This is a genomic window from Streptomyces sp. NPDC005070, assembly GCF_053600395.1.
The window spans coordinates 39,467-60,093 of record NZ_JBSFZS010000016.1 but is presented as its reverse complement, the minus strand read 5'-3'; the positions used below and the strand labels follow the sequence as shown (position 1 = coordinate 60,093).

At 68.0% G+C, this 20,627-nt stretch carries 22 protein-coding genes and 1 CRISPR repeat array; of the genes, 13 read left to right on the top strand and 9 right to left on the bottom strand.

Going from position 1 to position 20,627, the window contains the following annotated elements:
* The first annotated feature begins 13 nt into the window (after positions 1-13).
* The 7 genes from casB (at position 14) to ACWEBX_RS08245 (ending at position 7,938) form a co-directional block, all read left to right on the top strand.
* Positions 14-655, top strand: a complete 642-nt coding sequence (gene casB, locus ACWEBX_RS08275) for a type I-E CRISPR-associated protein Cse2/CasB (RefSeq protein ID WP_451884104.1) — start codon at positions 14-16, stop codon at positions 653-655.
* Entirely contained in the window at positions 652-1,779 is a 1,128-nt protein-coding gene (gene cas7e, locus ACWEBX_RS08270) for a type I-E CRISPR-associated protein Cas7/Cse4/CasC (protein ID WP_451884103.1), read from the top strand. Before casB ends, cas7e begins: the two co-directional genes overlap by 4 nt.
* Positions 1,776-2,549, top strand: a complete 774-nt coding sequence (cas5e, locus tag ACWEBX_RS08265) for a type I-E CRISPR-associated protein Cas5/CasD (RefSeq protein WP_451884102.1) — start codon at positions 1,776-1,778, stop codon at positions 2,547-2,549. The genes cas7e and cas5e overlap by 4 nt, the downstream gene beginning before the upstream one ends.
* A complete protein-coding gene (cas6e, locus tag ACWEBX_RS08260; RefSeq protein ID WP_451884101.1) occupies positions 2,546-3,196 on the top strand; it encodes a type I-E CRISPR-associated protein Cas6/Cse3/CasE in 651 nt (216 codons plus the stop codon). Before cas5e ends, cas6e begins: the two co-directional genes overlap by 4 nt.
* 56 nt (positions 3,197-3,252) lie before the next feature.
* Positions 3,253-4,203: a type I-E CRISPR-associated endonuclease Cas1e gene (gene cas1e, locus ACWEBX_RS08255; RefSeq protein ID WP_451884100.1), complete on the top strand. Its 951-nt coding sequence runs from the start codon at positions 3,253-3,255 to the stop codon at positions 4,201-4,203.
* Complete coding sequence (gene cas2e / locus ACWEBX_RS08250; RefSeq protein ID WP_451884099.1) at positions 4,203-4,520, top strand: type I-E CRISPR-associated endoribonuclease Cas2e; 318 nt, start codon at positions 4,203-4,205, stop codon at positions 4,518-4,520. The genes cas1e and cas2e overlap by 1 nt, the downstream gene beginning before the upstream one ends.
* A gap of 17 nt (positions 4,521-4,537) precedes the next feature.
* Positions 4,538-7,124: direct repeats of the CRISPR family, unit length 29 nt; unit sequence GTCCTCCCCGCCGACGCGGGGGTGCTCCG.
* A 199-nt stretch (positions 7,125-7,323) separates the two neighbouring features.
* Positions 7,324-7,938: a PASTA domain-containing protein gene (locus ACWEBX_RS08245; RefSeq protein ID WP_451884098.1), complete on the top strand. Its 615-nt coding sequence runs from the start codon at positions 7,324-7,326 to the stop codon at positions 7,936-7,938.
* Positions 7,939-8,527: 589 nt separating this feature from the next.
* Here the strand turns inward: ACWEBX_RS08245 and ACWEBX_RS08240 are convergent.
* From ACWEBX_RS08240 to ACWEBX_RS08210, 7 genes are all read right to left on the bottom strand, one after another.
* Entirely contained in the window at positions 8,528-9,106 is a 579-nt protein-coding gene (locus ACWEBX_RS08240; RefSeq protein ID WP_451884097.1) for a class I SAM-dependent methyltransferase, read from the bottom strand.
* Positions 9,107-9,232: 126 nt separating this feature from the next.
* Complete coding sequence (gene tgmC, locus ACWEBX_RS08235; protein ID WP_451884096.1) at positions 9,233-10,351, bottom strand: ATP-grasp peptide maturase system methyltransferase; 1,119 nt, start codon at positions 10,349-10,351, stop codon at positions 9,233-9,235.
* Entirely contained in the window at positions 10,348-11,295 is a 948-nt protein-coding gene (gene tgmB, locus ACWEBX_RS08230; protein ID WP_451884095.1) for an ATP-grasp ribosomal peptide maturase, read from the bottom strand. The genes tgmC and tgmB overlap by 4 nt, the downstream gene beginning before the upstream one ends.
* On the bottom strand, positions 11,292-11,588 hold the full coding sequence (gene tgmA / locus ACWEBX_RS08225; protein ID WP_451884094.1) for a putative ATP-grasp-modified RiPP: 297 nt from the start codon (positions 11,586-11,588) through the stop codon (positions 11,292-11,294). The genes tgmB and tgmA overlap by 4 nt, the downstream gene beginning before the upstream one ends.
* 154 nt (positions 11,589-11,742) lie before the next feature.
* A complete protein-coding gene (locus tag ACWEBX_RS08220; RefSeq protein ID WP_451884093.1) occupies positions 11,743-12,462 on the bottom strand; it encodes a hypothetical protein in 720 nt (239 codons plus the stop codon).
* Positions 12,459-12,881, bottom strand: coding sequence for a DUF6415 family natural product biosynthesis protein (locus ACWEBX_RS08215; RefSeq protein WP_451884092.1), 423 nt, complete (start codon positions 12,879-12,881; stop codon positions 12,459-12,461). The genes ACWEBX_RS08220 and ACWEBX_RS08215 overlap by 4 nt, the downstream gene beginning before the upstream one ends.
* Before the next feature lie 142 nt (positions 12,882-13,023).
* Positions 13,024-13,659, bottom strand: coding sequence for an ATP-binding protein (locus tag ACWEBX_RS08210; RefSeq protein ID WP_451884091.1), 636 nt, complete (start codon positions 13,657-13,659; stop codon positions 13,024-13,026).
* A gap of 262 nt (positions 13,660-13,921) precedes the next feature.
* On the opposite strand from ACWEBX_RS08210, the gene ACWEBX_RS08205 reads away from it, so the two are divergent.
* The 6 genes from ACWEBX_RS08205 (at position 13,922) to ACWEBX_RS08180 (ending at position 18,387) form a co-directional block, all read left to right on the top strand.
* Positions 13,922-14,323: a hypothetical protein gene (locus ACWEBX_RS08205; protein ID WP_451884090.1), complete on the top strand. Its 402-nt coding sequence runs from the start codon at positions 13,922-13,924 to the stop codon at positions 14,321-14,323.
* Positions 14,301-14,825 (top strand): DUF6879 family protein, encoded by a 525-nt coding sequence (locus tag ACWEBX_RS08200; protein ID WP_451884089.1) that lies wholly within the window; start codon positions 14,301-14,303, stop codon positions 14,823-14,825. The genes ACWEBX_RS08205 and ACWEBX_RS08200 overlap by 23 nt, the downstream gene beginning before the upstream one ends.
* Positions 14,826-14,832: 7 nt before the next feature.
* Positions 14,833-15,687 (top strand): helix-turn-helix domain-containing protein, encoded by an 855-nt coding sequence (locus tag ACWEBX_RS08195; RefSeq protein ID WP_451884088.1) that lies wholly within the window; start codon positions 14,833-14,835, stop codon positions 15,685-15,687.
* Between the two features lie 13 nt (positions 15,688-15,700).
* Positions 15,701-15,889: a DUF397 domain-containing protein gene (locus ACWEBX_RS08190; RefSeq protein WP_451884087.1), complete on the top strand. Its 189-nt coding sequence runs from the start codon at positions 15,701-15,703 to the stop codon at positions 15,887-15,889.
* Between the two features lie 480 nt (positions 15,890-16,369).
* Positions 16,370-17,503, top strand: a complete 1,134-nt coding sequence (locus tag ACWEBX_RS08185; RefSeq protein ID WP_451884086.1) for an alpha/beta hydrolase — start codon at positions 16,370-16,372, stop codon at positions 17,501-17,503.
* Positions 17,504-17,596: 93 nt separating this feature from the next.
* A protein-coding gene (locus tag ACWEBX_RS08180; RefSeq protein WP_451884128.1) for an IS5 family transposase occupies positions 17,597-18,387 on the top strand; the annotation gives its coding sequence in 2 pieces (ribosomal slippage) (positions 17,597-17,911 and positions 17,914-18,387; 789 coding nt in all).
* A 19-nt stretch (positions 18,388-18,406) separates the two neighbouring features.
* Here the strand turns inward: ACWEBX_RS08180 and ACWEBX_RS08175 are convergent.
* Positions 18,407-18,808 (bottom strand): hypothetical protein, encoded by a 402-nt coding sequence (locus ACWEBX_RS08175; RefSeq protein ID WP_451884085.1) that lies wholly within the window; start codon positions 18,806-18,808, stop codon positions 18,407-18,409.
* 22 nt (positions 18,809-18,830) lie between these two features.
* Positions 18,831-20,447 (bottom strand): protein kinase domain-containing protein, encoded by a 1,617-nt coding sequence (locus ACWEBX_RS08170; RefSeq protein WP_451884084.1) that lies wholly within the window; start codon positions 20,445-20,447, stop codon positions 18,831-18,833.
* Positions 20,448-20,627: the final 180 nt, after the last annotated feature.

Below are 20,627 nucleotides of genomic sequence, written 5' to 3'. Positions count from 1 at the left end.
CCAGGGATGTGCCATGACCCTTCCTGCTTCGGTGCCCGCGGTGCCGAAGAAACCCACCCGCTCCTCTGACCGCTTCGTGGCGCATGTGCACGAACTGTGCGAGTCCAAGGGAACCCGGGCCGCTCTGCGTAAAGGCCTCGGTCTGCCGGTCGAGCGATGCAACTACCTGCATCGCTATCTCGTGCCGCGGATGCCCGACCAGGTACACCCCGATGCCAAGCGAGCCCACTACGCGGTCGCCGCGCTCATCGCCGCCCGTCCCCGCACGGCCCGCGACGCCCAGACGATGCGGCCGACGACTGAAGACGAAGCCGCCACCTGGTACAGGCGCCCCAACCTCGGTGCGGCACTGGGCCAGGCCGTCGGCAAGAAGGTCCTCAAGCCGGCGACCGCGGAGAGCGCCCTGCACCTGATGTCCCGGCAGAGCACCGAGGCCATCCACCCCTGCATGCCTGCCCTGACCCGCCAGCTCCTCAACGGCGGCATCGCAGTGGACTGGGCCGTCCTCCTGGAGGACCTGGCCTGGTGGAACCGCGACCGTGACCGGATCGCCACCCGCTGGCTCGAAAGCTACTTCCGCATCACCAGCGCCGCACCGGCCGACGACGACAACCGCCCCGAAACATCTGCCTCGAGCGAGGAGAACAACGCATGAGCCTCTACCTGGACTTCAGCGCCCTGCAGTCGGTGCCGGCCGCGAACCTCAACCGGGACGACCTCGGTTCTCCCAAGCAGGTCCGCTACGGCAACGCGCCGCGCATCCGGGTCTCCAGCCAGTCCTGGAAGCGAGTCATCCGCCACGGCGTCGAGCAGGACCTCGGAGAGAAGGCCGCCCGCACCCGCATGGTGCCCGTCAAGCTCAAGCAGGCCCTCGAGCGGGCCGGATGGCCGGCTGAGCTCGCCGCGTTCGCCGGATCGCAGGTTGCCGCCAGCGCCGGAAAGAAGGGCATCGGCACGGAGAAGGAGGGCCACACCTCTGTCCTGCTGTTCCTGCCCGAGGCAGCCATCGACGAGCTGGCCGCCGTCTGCTCCGAGCACCGTGAGGCGCTGGAGAGCGGCCAGGGAAAGAAGAACCCCGGACAGCTGCTGCCGCCCGCCCGGATCGAGGAGATCCTCAAACGGCGAACGGCCTCCATCAGCCTGCTCGGGCGCATGCTGGCCGAGCTGCCCAACGCCAACGTCGACGGCGCCGCCCAGGTAGCGCACGCCTTCACCACCCACGCCGCCGAGCCCCAGCGGGACTACTTCACCGCCGTCGACGACTGGCTCGGCGAGGCCGAGACCGGAAGCGGCCACCTCGATACAGCCGAGTTCAGCGCGGGCGTCTTCTACCGCTACGCCACCGTCAACGTCGCCGACCTCGTCAAGAACCTGGAAGGCGACACCAAGGCGGCCCGCACCGTGCTGGGCTCGTTCGCCGAGCACTTCCTCCTCTCACTGCCCCAGGCCAAGCGCAACAGCACCGCCCCCCACACCCTGCCCGACCTCGCCTACCTCGCGGTACGCGAACACCGCCCGCTGTCCCTGGCAGCCGCCTTCGAAACCCCGGTCACCGCCGACACGCAGGGAGGCTTCTCCAAAAACTCCCGCACCGAACTCGCCACCTACGCACAGAGCATCAACCGGCTCACCGGCGAGCGCCACCGTCGTTTCCACGGCCACGCCACCATCGCACCCGACGAGCACTTGGCCGGGCTGGGCACCGAAATCGACTCCTACGACCAGCTGATCGAAGCCGCGCTGGACGCCGCACTGCCGCAGTCCGGAGCACAGCAGTGAGCGGACTCCTGCTGCGCCTGGCCGGCCCCCTGCAGTCCTGGGGCGAGCGATCCGCGTTCACCCCCGTACGGGACACCGCACCGTTTCCGACCCGCTCCGCACTCACCGGCCTGTTCGCCGCAGCCGAGGGCATCGGCCGCGACGACGGCGGTATCGACCGCTACGACAGCCTGCAGATCACCGTGCGCGTCGACCGGCCCGGCCTGCGCCTCATCGACTACCACACCGTCGGCGGCGGCCAGCCCAAAGCGCGCACCGCCGCAACCAGCGGCGGCAGCAACAAAGGCGCCGCAGTGATCACCCGGCGTCACTACCTCTCCGACGCAGTCTTCGTCGTCGCCGCCAGCGGACCGGAGGAGACCATCACCCGGCTCGCCGAGGCACTGCGCCGACCCCACTGGGCGCCCTACCTGGGCCGACGTTCCTGCGTGCCGGACGAACCGTTCGTCCTGGGCCGCCCCGTCGAGGACCCCGAGAACGAACTCCTCACCCGCGTACCCCTCAGCACAACGGCCCCGCGCAACAGCGGCCCGGACGACACCGTCCCCGTCGAGTTCCTGCGCGAGCAGCCGCCCCCCGACGCGACCGCCTCGCCCGCCGACACCATCGACGTCAACGACATGCCGGTCAGCTTCGCCCAGCACCACCGCAGCCACGGCGTACGCCGCCTGTACCGCACCATCGAGCAGCTGCCCGCAGCCCTCACCGGACCCCAGCCCCAACTGCTGCAAAGACTGATCGACTACGCCCAGACCGAGGAACGCGCATGAACGACCACCCGGTGATCGCACGCATCCACCTCAACCCGCACAGCCGCGACGTCCAACGCGACCTGCGCGACGCCACCCAGATGCACCGCACCGTGATGCGCACCGTCCCCGACGGGCTCGGCGACTCACCGCGCCGGCAGGCCGGACTGCTGTACCGGCTGGAGGAGAACGACACCGCCAGCACCCTCCTCGTCCAGGGCAGCAGCCTCAACCCGGCGCTGCTGCCCGCCGGCTACGGCAGCGCCGAGGTCAAAAGCCTCGCGCCCATGTTCACCGCGCTCCGTAAAGGCCTTGCTGTGCGCTACCGCATCGTCCTCAACCCCGCGAAGAGGGAACGTCTCTCGCTGGAGGAGAGGAACAAGCGCGGCAAGGTCATTGCGCTTTCCGGCGCAGAAGCGGATCAGTGGTGGCTCCGCCGCGCTGCCGATGCCGGCCTGCAACTCCATGTCCTCACACCCACCAGCCTCGACCCTGTACGTCCACGCGGCAGGCAGGCGAACCCCATGCGACACAGCCTTCTGCGCTACGACGGCACCGCCACCGTCACCGATCCCACCGCCCTCACCGAAGCGGTCCTGACCGGCATCGGCCGCGGAAAACCCTACGGCGCGGGGCTGCTCTCCCTCGCCCCGGCCACCGCGGCGTGAGCGCACCGGGCAGGGGCGGCGATGCGCGCAGACGCCTCGCCGCCCCCACCCTTGCCATGCTGCCCCGCGTCGCCGACTCCCTGTCGTTCCTCTACCTCGACATGATCCGCGTCGTCCAGGACGACACCGGCGTCTGCGCACAGATCCAGGTCGCAGACAACCGCACCGACCTCGTCTACATCCCCACCGCCGCACTGTCCTGCCTGCTGCTCGGCCCCGGAGTCTCCATCACGACGCCGGCTCTGACCACCCTCGCCCGCCACGGCACCAGCGTGGTGTGCGTGGGTGCCGACGGCGTGCGGGCCTACGCCGGGATCCTGCCCGACTCACTCACCACCCACTGGCTCGAGCAGCAGGTCGCCGCATGGAGCGATCCCACCCGCCGCCTCGACGTCGCCGTCCGCATGTACGGGATGCGTTTCCAGGACGCCGAACTGCCCGAGACCGTCGACCTCGACCAGTTGCGCGGCATGGAAGGCCAGCGCATGAAAGCCCTGTACAAAATCCTGGCGCAGCAACACGGAATCGGCCGCTTCCGCCGCAACTACCACCCCGACCAGTGGCACGCCCAGGACCCCGTCAACCTCGCCCTGTCCGCAGCGAACACCTGCCTCTACGGCATTGTCCACGCCGCCCTGCTCGCACTAGGCCTGTCACCCGCTCTCGGCTTCGTCCACGCAGGCACCCAGCACGCGTTCGTCTACGACGTCGCCGACCTCTACAAAGCTCAAACCACGCTTCCCGTGGCCTTCGCTCTGCACCAGTCCACCAATCCAGAGCAGGAAGCCCGGCGTCGCTTCCGCGAGAACCTCCGCCTGGTGCGGCTGCTACCTCACATCGTCCGCGACGTCCAATCCCTCCTGACGCTTGAACGGCAAGACACCTCCGACGCCGACCGCGAAGTTGAAGACCGCAGTGAGCGCCGCGATGTTGAGATGGTTCACCTGTGGGACCCCAAAGCAGGTGTCCTGCCAGCGGGCGTCAACTACGGTTCGGGCGATGTCTGATGCCATCCATGCTGGTAATCGCCACCACAGCCGTCCCGGACCATTTGCGCGGCGCCCTGAGCCGATGGACCAGCGAAGTTGTCCCCGGCATCTTTGTCGGAACCGTCTCTGCCCGCGTACGCGACCAACTCTGGCAAGCCGTCACAGAAACCGTCGGCAACGGCGCCGCTGTCCTGATCCACCCCGCTCCCACAGAACAGGGCTACGCCATCCGCACCGCAGGCACTCGTCGCCGCATTCCCGCAGACTTCGACGGCCTCACCCTCATCCGCATGACAGCCCCTCCTCAGGTAAAGGATGGGCAAATGCCTCGCTAAGGCGCAGGTCGCGAAGCGTCCTCCCCGCCGACGCGGGGGTGCTCCGTCCGTCCGCGTGACGCCCTGTTGCCCGCGCCCGTCCTCCCCGCCGACGCGGGGGTGCTCCGTCCTGGCCTGCCATCTCGCGGGCGTAGGCCTGGTCCTCCCCGCCGACGCGGGGGTGCTCCGTCGCTCGGGCCCCGGGACATGGGCGGGTTCGCGTCCTCCCCGCCGACGCGGGGGTGCTCCGTATCCGGTCACGGCGCACCCCGCTCCGCAGCCGTCCTCCCCGCCGACGCGGGGGTGCTCCGTCCGTCGCCGGACACAAGGAAGTCCAACCCGGGTCCTCCCCGCCGACGCGGGGGTGCTCCGTTGTGGGGGTCGGAGATGTCGAGCGAGTTGGGGTCCTCCCCGCCGACGCGGGGGTGCTCCGATCAAGTCGGTTGACCAGGCTCTTGCGGGACTGTCCTCCCCGCCGACGCGGGGGTGCTCCGTCTGCGATCGTCCCAAGGGTTGAGACGCGCTGGTCCTCCCCGCCGACGCGGGGGTGCTCCGATCTCTGAGGCGTACCGGATGATGGGCGGCTAGTCCTCCCCGCCGACGCGGGGGTGCTCCGTGCTCGGCGAGCAGGCGGACGAACGTGCCTGCGTCCTCCCCGCCGACGCGGGGGTGCTCCGTGGCGGCCGTGCGTCCACCCCTCGGGGAGCGGGTCCTCCCCGCCGACGCGGGGGTGCTCCGGCAAGCGACGGCTTCACCCCGATCTGCTCCTGGTCCTCCCCGCCGACGCGGGGGTGCTCCGGCCCTCGAGGAGCTGGCCCCAAAAGCCCCGGCGTCCTCCCCGCCGACGCGGGGGTGCTCCGCCGATTCTGCGTATCCGCATCCGTTTCACCACGTCCTCCCCGCCGACGCGGGGGTGCTCCGACACGGGCGATCGAGGCGGCCGCGAGCGCCACGTCCTCCCCGCCGACGCGGGGGTGCTCCGTTGTAGATCGTCGTGAGCTGGTGGGTGCCGGAGTCCTCCCCGCCGACGCGGGGGTGCTCCGGTGTACGCGGTGCCCGTGGTGACCCCGGATCCGTCCTCCCCGCCGACGCGGGGGTGCTCCGGTCGACATGCGCTGGTTGAAGGAGCCGGAGGAGTCCTCCCCGCCGACGCGGGGGTGCTCCGGACGGGCTCTTGGGGTCGGCAATCCAGCGGAAGTCCTCCCCGCCGACGCGGGGGTGCTCCGATCACACTCGGCGCGTGGTGGGCCGAGTTCTGGTCCTCCCCGCCGACGTGGGGGTGCTCCGTCCTCGACCCACGACTCGGGTCGTTGGTGCATGTCCTCCCCGCCGACGCGGGGGTGCTCCGCCGTACACCCCGGTCGCGAAGAACGGCCGCGAGTCCTCCCCGCCGACGCGGGGGTGCTCCCCGTCCTCACGCGGCATCGCCCACGACACCCGGGTCCTCCCCGCCGACGCGGGGGTGCTCCGCTGCGCAAGGGCCAGTTCCAGACGACGCGTCAGTCCTCCCCGCCGACGCGGGGGTGCTCCGGCAACTCGCCTGCGCACGACCGACGACGAGTAGTCCTCCCCGCCGACGCGGGGGTGCTCCGCGGAGCGAACTGGTGGACTCCGCTCGGATGCCGTCCTCCCCGCCGACGCGGGGGTGCTCCGGCTTTGGCGGTCTTGGACTTGCGGTAGACGCCGTCCTCCCCGCCGACGCGGGGGTGCTCCGCCATCGGGGCCGCGCTCTTCCCGCGGGACCGCGTCCTCCCCGCCGACGCGGGGGTGCTCCGGTCAAGTACGAGGCGGGGCGGACGGTGCGTCAGTCCTCCCCGCCGACGCGGGGGTGCTCCGCCATCGGGGCCGCGCTCTTCCCGCGGGACCGCGTCCTCCCCGCCGACGCGGGGGTGCTCCGATCAAGGAAGCGCGGCAGATCGCCCGGACTGCGTCCTCCCCGCCGACGCGGGGGTGCTCCGGCTGATGCCGTACTCCAGCGACCGGCTCACCGGTCCTCCCCGCCGACGCGGGGGTGCTCCGTCCGCGATCACCCCCAAGAACGGCGGCAACTCGTCCTCCCCGCCGACGCGGGGGTGCTCCGGATGCGGCGAACAGCTTCAACGGGCCGTGGGCGTCCTCCCCGCCGACGCGGGGGTGCTCCGCGATCATCTTCGGCGCGGGCCTGGCCCTGGGCGTCCTCCCCGCCGACGCGGGGGTGCTCCGCAGATCGTCGAGCGCTACAAGCTGCCGTTCATGTCCTCCCCGCCGACGCGGGGGTGCTCCGTCGTGATGCCGCACCGCCTGGAGCTCGCGCAGGTCCTCCCCGCCGACGCGGGGGTGCTCCGTACATGAGTCCGGCCAGGCCCAGGCTGACGGCGTCCTCCCCGCCGACGCGGGGGTGCTCCACGTCCTTGCCGTCCTGCACCTGCCGGTGGATCGTCCTCCCCGCCGACGCGGGGGTGCTCCGTACAGGTGTTTCCACTTGACGCGCCACCTGCGGTCCTCCCCGCCGACGCGGGGGTGCTCCACCACCTGCTGCTTTCCACCCTTGGCGCTCGTCCTCCCGCCGACGCGGGGGTGCTCCGAACCCGGCCATGTCCGGGGTGCCGTACACCTCGTCCTCCCCGCCGACCCGGGGGTGCTTCGACAGGGTTCGCCGGCCTCATGGGGTGCGGCTCGCCGCGCTGCCTCGGCATGAAGTCGCGCCCGTTCCGGCACTGGTGTGGCGAGGGTGTGAGGCGCGGCCGTGTCACGACCTCGTGACGGCGTACACCGGTCATCCACATGTGGCCTACCGTGTTCCGCCTGAACCAGCACTACCCGGGGGGAATCCGTGCGTACCCGTGTGATCAGCGCCATCCTGCTCACCGCCGCAGTCGGAAGTACTGTCGCCTGCCAGCCGGTCGACGACAACGAGTCGAGCGGCGCGGCAACGTCGACCAGCACAGGGGCGGCAGTGAAGGAGGACAAGCACGCGGAGCGGAAGCAGGTCCCCAACTTCGTGGGCATGGGCCTGCAGTCCGCTCAGGACGCCGCACAGGAGCAAGGCTTCTTCTCACTGAAGTCGCACGACTCGCTCGGCCGGGATCGCATGCAAACCTTCGACCGCAACTGGAAGGTGTGCAGCCAGAACTACGAGCCCGGCAAGTCGCTGCCGGTCGATACGACTCTCGACTTCGGTTCCGTGAAGCTGGAGGAGTCGTGCCCGGCGAAGGATGAGCAGGCGCCGTCGGCGGCTGGCGGGAAGATGCCCGACTTCAAGGGGAAGTCCGTGAAGGCTGCGCGGGCCGCGCTCGACAGAGGCACGTCGATCAGCGTGGAAGACGCGAGCGGGCAGGATCGTTGGGTGCTCGTCGAGTCCAACTGGCAGGTCTGTGCACAGACTCCGGCGGCAGGTGCGGCGTTGAACGGGCAGCCGGTGACTCTCACGGCGGCCAAGTTCGACGAAGGCTGCCCGTAGAAGCGGATCAACACGTCGCATGTCCTCCCCGCCAATGCGGGGGTGTTCCGCAGACGTGGCAGTACGCGGGCAACGAGACCTCGTCCTCCCCGCCGATCGGCACAGGTGTTCCCATGGCGGAGATGGCCATGGGCGGGAACTCGCCGTCCTCCCCGCCGAGGCAGGGGTGTTCCGAATTTCACGTGGGGCATGCCCTCGCCCCTGAGGTCCTCCTCCCCGCCGAGGCGGGGGTGTTCCTTACATGATCGGGCTCGCGGAGCTGCACGCGGCGTCCTCCCCGCCGACGCGGGGGTGTTCCGCCGATCAGGGTGTAGGCCAGCATGGAGCCAAGGTCCTGCCCGCCGACGCGGGGTGTTCCAGACTTCGACCAAGAGGCCGAGCGCACGCCGGAGCTGATGGAGAGGTGGCGGGTCGTGGTCGAGGCGTATACCGCCTGGCTTCAGGAGTTGGTTGCCGCGCGGTGACCGCACTGCTGGAAGACCGATCCTGGTCGGCCAGGGGCAGCAGCAGATGTTCGGCACCCAGTCGACGCATGGACCCGATGGAACGTTCGTCTCGTTCCCCCCGTGTGGAATCCGGAACAGGCGGGTCAGGGGTGCAGGGCGTAGCAGCGCAGGACGTCGAGGTCGGCGGTGTGGACGGTGGACCAGCCCGCGGTGAGTATCTCCGCCTGGGCGCCGGTGATGCCGAGGTGCTGCAAGGGGTCGGTGGCGGCGCGGCGCCCGGTGATCTCGGTGACCACCCAGAAGGTTCCTCCCGGGGCGAGGAGGTGGCGGATGCGGCTGAGGAATGCTGCTTTGCTGTCGATCCACCGGTAGACCAGGCGGCAGGTGACGGCTGCGTATGCTGGTTCCGGGAGGCTGTCGAGGTCGTCGGTGGTGATGTCCATGCACCGCCAAAGCGGTTCGTGGCCGGGCCCGGGTTTTTGGGCGGCGGCGAGCGCGACGGCTGTGGGGGAGCAGTCGATGCCGGTCGTGCGGTAGCCGAGCTGGGCGAGGCGTCGGGCGAGGGAGCCGTCGCCACAGCCGATGTCGAGCGCGGGGCGGTCGCGGCCTGGTCCGAGGTAGTCATCCAGTAACCCGTGCTCGGTGTCGTCGAGCTTTCGGTAGCGGCGGCCCCGGGACCAGAGCGGCTCCCAGTACGTCGCGGCCGCGGTGGACGTGGTCATGAGGCTCCTTTACGGGTGGGGGACGACCGCGCGGCACACGTCGTAGCGTTGCTGCTGCGGGACTGGTCGGGCCGGGTTTGTCCGCCGGAAGTGAGGGGGAGTGGATGACCGGTTGCGGAAGATCAGCTACCAGTGAAGGCTTTGCCGGTCCGGCGTGACGGTGACGGTGAACTCGTCCAGCGTGGGGGTGCCGGCTGCGTGCCAGTGGCTGAGGCGTTCTTCGATGGAGTCCCAGAGGTTCTCGGGGCCGTCCTGGCGGACGATCCATCTACCACCCTCGTCGTAGAGGGCGGCCCAGGAGCCCGATGCGGCGTCGATCAGTACCTCTTCGGTACGGCCTTCCCGGTTCATCGTCAGGAGCTGTGTCTGCGGTGCGGCGCCCTGTACGACAAACCGGGTGGCCCAGTCGGACAGCACGTCGGAGCCGATGACGGCTTCCCGCTCCTTGCCCGCACTCAGGTCGGGCAGCAGTCCGAGCGGCGGGGGTGTGTGGGGGCGAGCGAGCATGAAGCTGACCTGGCCTCCGAGCAAGGGGCCGGATGCCGTGCCGTCGTCATGAACGGTCAGGCGTGCAAGCTCCGAAGCACCCAGCCAGCCTCCGATGGTGGTCAGGATCAGCCCGCCGGGCTTCGTCTGCGGGATCCAGGCAGCCGGCACGGTGTGCACGGCGCAGGTGGCGATGACCCGGTCGTAGGGGGCTGACTCGTCACAGCCCAGCAGTCCGTCGCCGGTGACGAGGGTGGGGAACATGGCCTGGCGGGCGAGGGCGGTGCGTGCGCGGGCGGCGACATCCGCGTCGTACTCGATGGAAGTGATGTGGCTGTCGCCGAGGCGGGCGCAGAGCAAGGCGGTCGAGTATCCGGTGCCGGTGCCGATCTCCAGTACCTGCGAGTCGGGTTGGACACGGAGGTCTTCCAGCATGCGCAGGACGAGGGATGGCAGTGTGCTGGAGCTGGTCGGCTCCCGCATGATCCGGCCCTGGATGTCTGCCGGCACGATGGTTCCGGCGATCTGGGTGATCAGTGATTCGTCCTGATAGCAGGTCATGAGCCAGTCGTCGTCACCGTTCAGGACCGGCTCCCAGGCAGCGGGCGCTGACCCTTCGACCCGGCGGAAGAACCCGCCCCGAAGGAACTCGTGCCGCAGAACTGCTGCGGCGGCCTCCTTCCACGGCCTGGTGCGCAGGCTGCCATCCGCGGTCAGGGCATCGAGGAGGTGCTGGTGAAGCGGTGCTGGGTTGCTCATGCCGTTCTCTCCAGTAGGTCTGCCAGGGCCGCGCGCATCGGCATGCCGGTTTCGGGCTCGAGCCAGTACCACTGGCCGGAGGGGTTGCACTCCAGGAACCACCATTGCCCGTCGCTGTCGATGGCGAAGTCGAATGCACCGAAGACGAGGCCGAAGTGGGCCAGGTAGCGGTGGAGCGACTGTTCGATCCGCGGCGGCGGCTCCACTGGGGTGTAGCGCAGTCGGCCGTAGTCGGTGCGCCAGTCCAGGAGGTCGGAGTCGATGCGGACACAGAACGTTCTGGCGCCGAAGACGGTCACGCGTACGTCGGCGGTTTTGCGGATCCGTTGCTGGAAGAGGTGTGCTGTGCCGGCGACACGCTCGTCGATGTCCTCGGGGTGTACGTCGGCGACCTCGACGACGGAGGAGACGCCGTCGATCAGGTACACCGGGTTCCACAGCGGCTTGTAGAGGACCGGGGCATAGCGTTTGGCGAACGCCCTGGCTACATCGGGGTCGGAGGTGACGAGGGTGGGCGGGACGAGGAACCCGGCCTCCACGGCCGCGGCGAGGCCTGCCGGTTTGAACTCGGCGTCCCCGATGCGGTGCGGGTGATTGACGTAGAGACAGCCGGGAAGTGCGGCCAGCACGCCGCCGAGCCCGTACCGGGCCTGGGTGAGGGCGAACCGGGCGTCCTGCTCGCTCAGGTGGGGGAAGGCGAAGCCTGTGGGCCGGCGGTAGTACAGGGCCCGCACTTGGGCCAGCTCGGCCGTGCGCGAAGGAGTGTGAAGGCGGCCCTCAAGGCCGTGGGGAGTGATCTCGGCTTCGAGGGACAGCGATAAGGGAAAGTCCCCCGAGTCGAGCCGCACGACCGGGACGTCCCGGCCGTGCAGCTCGTTGATCACCACGTCGGCGGTGGGGTCGTGCAACCCGGTGACGACCAGCACCGGGCGCGGATCACTCACTGGTCACCGTCGCTTCCCTGGTCGGAGTCCGTGGTTCCCTGCCCCTGCCCGTCAGGGCTGGTGCCGGTCGACGGGGTGGTGCCGGTGCTGGTCCCATGGCCGGGCATCTCCATCACCTCCCCGAGGCCGTCGAAGAACACCGTGGTCTGGGTCACCGGGTCCAGCTCGGCACGGGCGTAGACCGGCGCCATCGTCGGATACGGCGCCATACGAACGACGCCCCACGGCAGTGGAGCAGCGATCCCTGTCGGAAGGGCGGGACCGGTGGGCAGACGGTCGGCGTGAACGTACATGGTGTCTCCTTCGAGAGTGCAGGGATGGGCCCGGTGCGGGGAGCGGGGGTGTATACGCCGCCCAGGGGAGTGGCGGGGTACGTCTCCCCGCGCCGGGGGCTGGTGCAGCCTGGCAGCCGCGGGTCCGAGGGGAGCATCCGGGCCACCAGGCGGTCTAGGGTGCGGCGTCGAGTTCCCGCATCAGCTCGTTCACCGTGAGAACGGTGAACGAGGACAGCCGACGCACGAGCTGGGACGCCAGGCAGGTGGTCAGGTTGGGGTGTCCGTAGGGCAGCGGCATCTCGGGCTGCGCGACGACATGGACGCCGAGTTCCGGGCTGTAGCCGTAGATGACGCCGATGACCCCGTACAACGGTGCACTGCGGGCGAGGAAAACCCGTGGCTGGCCTGCCAGATGGGGGCAGAGCCTGGTGGCGGCTTTGACGTGGCGGGCGCACACGGGTGGCTGGTTGGTCAGCACCGTGTCGGCCTCGGCATCGAGGTCGTGCGGCCCGGCAAGGAACACAGCGCCGAGGCGGGTGCGGGCAGGACTGGTGCAGACCTGGCAGCGCAGAGACTGCATCGTGATGCGCTGACGGAAGGGATGCATCATCTTCCACTCGGGCTCACCGGTGGGGGAGCCCTGGTCGTCGACGGAGTTGAAGGAACAGCGGCCCCACAGCACGCCGTGCAGGTCGCGATCGCGGGGGTCCTCGTCGAGGTAGCGCAACCGGTACCGGCCGGGGCCGGAACGCGTGAAGACGAAGTCGGCCGGCGCGGCCTCCTCGCCACGGCGCTGGATGACGAAGGGGACCAGGCCCTCTCCGGTCGGCATGCTCACGCGGTTACCTGCTTCCGTGCTGATGGTGGTCGTGGCGAGACAGGGGCTGGTCATGCCACCTCTCTCAGGCAGCCCAGGGCGATCAGGCGCTCGAAGAGTTCGCTGATGATCCAGCCCGTCCGGCGGAGCTGCCCCACGGCCGCCCTGTAGTCATTGGGCGGAGCCATGGGATGCACCATGAGTGCTTGGGCAACGAGCTGCGCAGTGATCCTGTCGGCCGGGTCGGCGTGGGACGCCACTGCGATTTCGGCTAAGCGCGAAAGGTGGCCACACAGCCTCATGGTGAGCGGGGACATTTGTTCCTCGCTTGGCATGCATTCGTCCAGCACGGCGCTGATGTCGTCGAGGACGGCCTCGCCATCGAAGGGCTGCCATCGGCGGACCTTCACGAGCAGGGAATGCAGTTCATCGGCGTCAAGAGGCGGCGTCCACTCGGTAAGCAGCTGTGGCCTGTACCGGAGGGCCGCGGTCACCGCTGCTCCTCCGGCAGCGGGCTACGATTCAGTCCGCCTTGTCGCGGGACTTTGGTGCCGATCGTCTTCAACGCGGCCCGGTCCAAGAAAACAGTCCAGGGCATCACTGACTTGGACTTGCATGACGCAGCGGCGAGCGCACTCACGATTGCTCCCCGCCGAGCGAGAACGAGCACCATGTCGTCGCGCCCGCATCATCGATCCCCCACCGCCCGCTGCGGGCGCGCGCGATGCGGTCGACCAGGAGGAGACCACGGCCACTTTCGGAGTCCTCACTGACCGACCGAAGTTGAGGGCCGCCGTCCTGTACCGCGGCGTGGACGAAGAGCTGCAACTGTTGGTCCCCGATGACCATTCTGACGGTGATCTGGGTTCCGCCGCTGTGCTTGATTGCGTTCGTAACTAGCTCTGAGACGACGACGATTGCGTCGTCGACCAGCTCCTCCAGCGCCTGGTACGTCAAGTGAGCGGCCGTCAGGCGGCGAACAGCCCGTACTCGCTGGGCATCATGCTCACAGACAGTGCCACCGATCCCACCTGAGGCGATCGTGATCGTCACCAACATCAGATCCCGCACAAGCGACGGGCGGTAGGGGACAGCTTCTGCGACAGAGCTGCGCCCTGACCCGAGATCACGAGAGGGCTCCGGCCGCTGTGCGTACTGCGGTGGAGCGGGGCGCGGTGGGCGGTGCTTGGGCCGGAAGATGTAGCGCGAGATGCGGGTGGCGAGGTGAGGGCTGACAGCAGAGCCGGCGGTATTCATCGGCGAATCGGTCATGGTTAGTCGTCCCTTTTGGCGTGGGCCGCCCGGCCCTGCCGGGGGAGACAGGGCCGGGCTCTCCAAGTCGCCGTTCTGCAGGCCTAGATTCCGGTACGGATGCCGGGGCCTGTGGCGACCGATGACGACGGTAGAGCTGCCGTGACTCAACTCCCAAGGAACTTGCAGGAGTTTGCAGCATGCCGGTTGACGGGCTCATACGCTTCGCTGACCATCGATGTGTCCAGCAAATTCGAGCAAGGACGAAGACGGGAGACCGATCGTGAAGTTACGCTTCCTGGGCAGCAACTCCACCGGGGGAGACTGCCCGACGTTGTACGCGACCGACCGGGACAGCTACGTCGTTCAGGGCTGGCAGATCTTCGCTAACGACCTGTTGATGCAGCTTCACATCCCCGACGGGGAGAGCGCGGTTGAGGTACCCACTGAACTGTTTGAGCACCTGAAGGAGGACGGGCTGACAACCAGCTCGATCAAGCGTGTCCAGGCGCCAGTCATGATCCTCACCCCGCAGGGCACGTGCGTCGTCCAAGGCAAAGCTGTGACCGACACGGAAGCCCTGGCACAGATGTCGATCCCGCACTACGAGACCTGCGTCGAGGTTTCGAAGTCGGATGTCATCGCCCTGGCGGAGGAACCGAGTGGAACTGATTTCCAGCGCTGAGCGCAACCTGCTCTTCGCACGCTACAAACGCGACGCCTTCCACCTTGAGCTGCGAGACGACTATTCGGTTCCCGGTGAAGACACGCCTTTTCGTAACTGGCTCAGCGGTAGGGACAGCGACCACTCATACCTCGCACCCTGGATACAGCTCGTGCGCCAGTGCACCAGGCGAGGCATGACTATTCGCCGGGTCCGCGTCGTCACTGAGCCGGTGACTCCCTACATCCAGTGGGAGCATGCGCTCACGGCGCTGAACGCGGAGGCCGGTGAGGACATCCGCTGGCTTCCACGCCACCTCCTGCCTCAGACCACGACCTTCCCGCTCGACGGGAGAGACTGGTGGTTGTTCGACGATCAGCTCCTTGCGGTGGGTCATTTCGATACAGATGGCCGGGTCCTTGGGTCGCAACTCGTCTTGGACCAGGACGCAGTCGCCGCGTGCGCAGCCCTCCGCGACCAGCTCTGGACTGCTGCCATTCCCCACACCGCCTACAAACCCTGAACCATCCGTGACGACACAGGTAGATGAGGCACTGCAAGCGCTTGGAGCCCGGCTGCGCGGCTTCCGCAAGGACGCCGGATACACCAGCGGCCGGGCCTTCGCCCATGCCACCGAATGGCACGAATCCAAGATCTCGCGCATCGAACACGGAAAACAACGCCCAAGCGAAGACGACATCCGCACCTGGTGCGAGATCACCGGCCAAACCGATCAACTGGGCGACCTGATCGCGATCGTCCGCCATGTCGATGAACTCTGGCTCGAATGGCGTCGTCAATTGCAGACGGGAGCGGAACGCCGACAGCACAAAGCTATCCCGGTGTACGCGAAGACCAAGGTATTCCGCATCTGGCACCCCACCGTCGTGTGGGGAACCCTGCAGACCACCGACTACGCTGCCCATGTCTTCGAACAGGTCGTCAACTACTATGAGATCCCTAACGATTCCGAGGCTGCCGTAGCCAAACGCCTTGAACGTCAGCAGTACCTATACCGCGGTGAGAGGATCTTCAACGTACTGCTCGGTGAGCAGGCTCTGTACACCAACTTCGGCGGCCCCGAGACGATGAAGGGGCAGCTCGACCGCCTTCTAGCCGTGCTGCGACTGCCGAGGCTCAGCCTCGGCATTGTGCCCCGCTCTGCACCAGCCGCTATCTGGCCCGGCAACTCGTTTTCGATGTTTGACGACAAACTGGTCCTCGTGGAGACCTACTCCGCCGAGCTATCCGTCTCCCAACCTCGAGAGATCGAGCTTTACGGCAAGGCTTTCGCTCTACTGCAGCAGTCGGCGGTCTACGGAAAAGCCGCGCGAGACCTGATCCTTTCAGCGATCCAGCACTTTGACTGTATGCCCGCCGACTAGGAAGGCACCCGCCATGTCTGAAAATCTGAACTGGCGCACCAGTACCTACACTTCCCAGGACTCCTGCGTCGAGATCGCCGACAGCAAACCGCACAGCGTCCTGGTGCGCGACACCAAGAACCGTAACTACGGGGTTGTAGCCGTCGCGTCCGACGCCTGGACAGCCTTCGTGCAGGGCATCAAGCATGGGCCGGCCGTGTAGCTCCACGAGCATTTGACCGACGAACGCTACGGCGATAGCGAGTGGCTCATGCCTCGGCCTGCGTGCAGGCGATCCGGCCGACCCTGTGACCTAGAGGTTCAGGGGTTCATACGCGACAGCTGTCGATGTGGGTGACGTCGCGGAAGTCGGCGATGATGGGGCTGGCCATGGATTCGCGGTAGACGACGGCTGCGCGGCCGTAGAACTCGTAACACGATCTTGCTGAAGTGTGCGGGTGGGGCGTCACCGGTGTGACGATTTGGCCGTTCGTGAGGGTGCAGGTACTCGACCGTGGATCGTGGACGATGAGCTCTGAGTGCTGATCGAGCCGTTGTCGCCACCGTGGCGCTCTCCCCTGCCGCTTGGACGGGCAGCTACCTCAAGTACGCGGTCGCAGGGGGCACTTCACCCTCTCGCGTCATCCCATCCGTGGTACCACAGAAGGCGTTTGTCAGGTCGAGTGCCGAACGGGGTGTTGTGGTGGCTGTGGGCTATCTGGTGACCGTGGTGTTGGCCGTGCTGATCGTGGTGTTCTGCCTGGCTCGCATACGCGGGCCGAAACCGCTCTTCTACTTCAGCTACCGGCTCGGCCTGGTCTTCAACGAGATCCCGCACGTCGCTCTCTACGCGCTGGTGGCCTCGACGGCGCTGGCCTTCTCAGAGGGCGACATCGCCACGACCTCCGACCGGCTGAACGTCGGGGTGGCAGCGGTCGCGGCTGCCGGGCTTGTGGTTGTCACCCTGCGCGGGATGCGGGCGGCGTCCGTGGTGCGGATCGCCCTGGACGACGCGCTCGGCGCCGGTACGGGGACGCACCGCCGGCCGCCGCTGGCACGTATCCTGCTCAGGCCCGTCTTTCGCCGCCGCCGTGACGTCAAGCGGGTGGGCAACCTCAGCTACGGGGACGGAGGCCGCCGCAACCTCCTCGACGTCTACCACCACCGCTCACGCCCCGAGGGCGGCTCCGTAATGATCCACTTCCATGGTGGCCACTACGACCAGGGCCGGAAGAACACTCAGTCGCTGCCCCTGCTCTACCAGCTCGCCAGCCAGGGCTGGGTCTGCATCAGCGCCAACTACCGGCTGCGCCCCGACTTCCCGCATCCCGCCCATCTGATCGACGCGAAGAAGGTCATCGCCTGGGCGCGCGAACACGCAGCGGAGTACGGCGCGGCGCCCGCGGCGGCCGTATTCGTGGCGGGGAGCTCTGCAGGTGGGCACATGGCGGCTCAGGCAGCACTCACCCCCAATGAACCGGCCTACCAGCCCGGGTTCGAGGAGGCGGACACCTCTGTGACCGCCGCCGTCGCACTCAACGGCTTTCTCGCGGAGTACTTCGACGGCGACCCGGCGACCTCGCCGGTGAACCTCGTCCGGACGGATGCACCACCGTTCCTCATCGCGCACGGGGACCTGGACGAGCTGGTGGACACCGAGAATCCCAGGGCTCTTGTCACCGCTCTGCGCTCCGTCTCCACCTCGCCAGTCGTGTACGTCGAACTGCCTGGCGCGCACCATGCCTTCGACCTCTTCCACTCCTTCCGGTTTGAGGCGCTCATCGACGGCATCGAGGACTTCGCCGCGTGGGTGGCGGTCCGGAAGAAGCCGACATAAGAACTCGATACACGATCTTGTCGAGATGCCCTGGTTGGGCGTTACCGGTGTGACGATTCGGCTGTTCGTGATGGTGTGGGTACTCGACCGTGGATCGTGGACGATGAGTTGTGGGCGCTGATCGAACCGTTGCTGCCACCATGGCCGGAGCGGTCTCCTGGGCCACGCCCGGTGCCGGACAGGCTCTGCCTCCAGGGCATTCTCTTCGTCCTCTACAACGACATAGCCTGGCAACTCCTGCCTCTGGAGCTGGGGTTCGGCTCAGGACAGACGTGCTGGCGGCGCCTGGAGCGGTGGCAGAAGGCAGGGGTCTTCGACCGGCTGCACCGGATCCTGCTCGCAGACTTGAACGCGGCCGGCGAACTCGACTGGTCCAGGGCGTGCGTGGACGGTTCTCACATCCGCGCGAAAAAGGGGGCACCGACACCGGTCCGTCGCCGGTCGACCGGCGGAAAACGGGCAGCAAACACCACTTGATCTGCGACGGACGCGGCACCCCGCTCAAAGTCATCACGACTGCGGCCAACGTCAACGACGTCACCCAGAGCCTCGCCCTGGTCGACGGCATCCCACCCGTCGCCGGCCGCGCAGGCCGACCGCGCCGTCGACCCGACGCCCTGCTCGGCGACAAGGGCTACGACTCCAACCCCAACCGCGAAGAGCTGCGCAAGCGCCGAATCCTTCCGGTCATCTCCCGCAAGGGCGCCCCGAACATCAAGGGCCTGGGCAAGCTCCGCTACGTCGTCGAGCAGACCTTCGCCCTGCTTCACCAGTTCAAACGCCTCGCCGTCCGATGGGAACGCCGAGCCGAACTCCACGACGTCTTCGTCTCATTGGCCTGCGGCCTCATCTGCTGGATGCGACTGAAGAAGCACCGATCATGATCGGGTCACGAGCTTTCAGCTATAACTCACACCACTCACCCAGAGGGCCGGCCGCCGGCGTCTGGGTAAAATCGTGCACCAGGTCCCACGCCCGATCGATACCCAGGACAAAGTCGCCCGTGAATGCGGCAAGGTCGTCCATGATCGGGACTTCGACCTCAGCATCCGCGGCCACGGTGTCGTCTCCTACGAGCAGAGACATCCGCTCGGTGTCACTCATCAGATGGACGACCGCGTGATCACCTCGGAAGGCCAGGATCAGCACCGGGAACTCCCTGTTCGGCGACCGAACCTCGAGGTACCCCTGGCCGCGGGAACGCAGGTCGTTGAAGCGGTCTGACAGATCCTTCAACTCCGAACGTCTCTCAACCGGATGGAACAGTCCCGATTCCGGCGACGTCGCCGCCCACACCACGCTCATCCAGCCCCCTTCCCCACACAGGCTATTGCCCACGATCCAGGGCCACGCTCCCATGCTCCACCATGACTACTGAGACTGGGCCGCATGATCGTGTTACGAGCTCGTAGGGCCAGGTGGCGTCGTTGTGGAAGTCCTCCTGGGCTTCGGAGCAGGCGCCGAACATCAGGCCTCGACGGACGTCGGTCCAGTCAGGGTCGTCGTTGTAGTCCTGCCCTTCGGGGTAGATCGCGGGGCCGAAGGTGACGAACATCGTCTGCGCTGCCGGATTGAAGGTCACGATGATGTCCTGGTCTGTGTACTGCTCGCCCTGGAGGATGGGGGCTGCGTCGGCGATCAGGCGTTGAGCAGCCTTCTTCTCGGCATCTGTGGCCGGCACCCGGGCCTCGGCCCATTCATCGCCAGTGGGCTGCGCGCTGTCGCTTCGGGTGTAGGCGGGGGAGGGGGCAACGGCACGCTGCGGGGTCTGGGATACGGCGCGCGCTGACGGGGTGAACGCGGCGGGGCTTTCGGGATGCGAGGCGGACTTCTTGGCGGCGGTGTCCGCGGTGGCCTCGGAGGTGGTCCGGGCGCTCTGCGCTGAGCGGCCTGCGTCGCGGTTGTCGTTGGGTGACTGAGAGGCGGCGAAGGCTCCGCCGATGCTGCCGAGGACTGCGGCGGCCGCGGCGACGGCCACGTAGAGGCGAACTCGGTTGCTATGGCGTGCTGGTGCGGGCCAGGAGGCTTCGTCCTGGGGTGCCGGATCCCAGTGCAGACTGCTGACCAGATCAGGGATCAGCGTGAGCTGCTGGCCGCTGTTGAGTGTGGCTACCGCGGTCGCCTGAACAGCGAGCAATTCGGCTGCCCTCGCGGCAAGTTGTGCAGCCGGGGGACGGCCGGTCGGCTCCTTCGACAGGGCCTTTTCGGCCAGAGGAAGCAGGTCGGACGGAACGCCGTTCAGATCTGGCTCGCCCGACATCACGCGGAACGCCACGGCACCGACAGCGCCGCTGCCAAAGGGCAGGCGGCCGGTCGCGGCGTAGGCGACCAGGGCTCCCCAGGCGAACACGTCGCCGTGCGGGCCGACTTCGCCGGTGCGGTAGTGCTCGGGGCTGATCCAGCCCGGTGTACCCGTCAGTACACCGGTACGGGTGACTGAAGTGCCGTCCATAGCGTGGGCGATGCCGAAGTCCAGCACTTGCGGCCCGGACGGAGCAAGGATCACGTTGGACGGTTTCACGTCCCGATGGACTATACCCGCGGCGTGGATTGCGCCGAGCGCGGCTGCGGTGCCGGCTGCCAGGGCGTACAGATGCGCCCCGGCCAGAGGACCGTTGACCGCAACGTGCGCGTCGAGAGTCGGGCCGGGGATGAAGGGTGTGGTCAGCCACGGAAGCGCAGCTTCGGTGTCGGCGTCGTGGACTGGTACCAGGCATGGGCCGGTGACCCGTTGCGAGAGCTGAACTTCCCGCCGGAACCGGGCGCGGAATTCATCGTTCGCGGCCTGCGCAGGATGGATGACCTTGACCGCCATCCGCTCGCCTGCAGGGGATACTGCGGCGAACACCGTGCCCATGCCGCCCGAGCCGAGCCGTCCGACCACACGGTAGGGCCCTACACGGCGCGGATCGCCTGGCTGCAGCGACTGAACACGGTTGGACACGTATATCCCCCTGATGATCAACGGCGCCCCGGGCCGAAGGGGTAGCCAATCGTAGGGGTTGTCGCCCGTCGTGCTCTTCCACACTCCTGATCGGGGGCCAGAGCTCGGCACTCACGAAGCACCGCAGAGAAGGTGTCGGTCGTGGACGGGCCGGAACCCCGTGAGCGGTAGCGCCAAAGG

Bases quoted from the DNA above. Each gene is read 5' to 3' on its own strand.
- ACWEBX_RS08210 (WP_451884091.1), bottom strand. From the start codon at position 13,659: ATGACCGATTCGCCGATGAATACCGCCGGCTCTGCTGTCAGCCCTCAC.
- tgmA (WP_451884094.1), bottom strand. From the start codon at position 11,588: ATGTACGTTCACGCCGACCGTCTGCCCACCGGTCCCGCCCTTCCGACA.
- cas2e (WP_451884099.1), top strand. From the start codon at position 4,203: ATGCCATCCATGCTGGTAATCGCCACCACAGCCGTCCCGGACCATTTG.
- cas6e (WP_451884101.1), top strand. From the start codon at position 2,546: ATGAACGACCACCCGGTGATCGCACGCATCCACCTCAACCCGCACAGC.
- ACWEBX_RS08240 (WP_451884097.1), bottom strand. From the start codon at position 9,106: ATGACCACGTCCACCGCGGCCGCGACGTACTGGGAGCCGCTCTGGTCC.
- cas7e (WP_451884103.1), top strand. From the start codon at position 652: ATGAGCCTCTACCTGGACTTCAGCGCCCTGCAGTCGGTGCCGGCCGCG.
- cas1e (WP_451884100.1), top strand. From the start codon at position 3,253: ATGCTGCCCCGCGTCGCCGACTCCCTGTCGTTCCTCTACCTCGACATG.
- ACWEBX_RS08175 (WP_451884085.1), bottom strand. From the start codon at position 18,808: ATGAGCGTGGTGTGGGCGGCGACGTCGCCGGAATCGGGACTGTTCCAT.
- tgmC (WP_451884096.1), bottom strand. From the start codon at position 10,351: ATGAGCAACCCAGCACCGCTTCACCAGCACCTCCTCGATGCCCTGACC.
- casB (WP_451884104.1), top strand. From the start codon at position 14: ATGACCCTTCCTGCTTCGGTGCCCGCGGTGCCGAAGAAACCCACCCGC.
- ACWEBX_RS08220 (WP_451884093.1), bottom strand. From the start codon at position 12,462: ATGACCAGCCCCTGTCTCGCCACGACCACCATCAGCACGGAAGCAGGT.
- ACWEBX_RS08190 (WP_451884087.1), top strand. From the start codon at position 15,701: ATGTCTGAAAATCTGAACTGGCGCACCAGTACCTACACTTCCCAGGAC.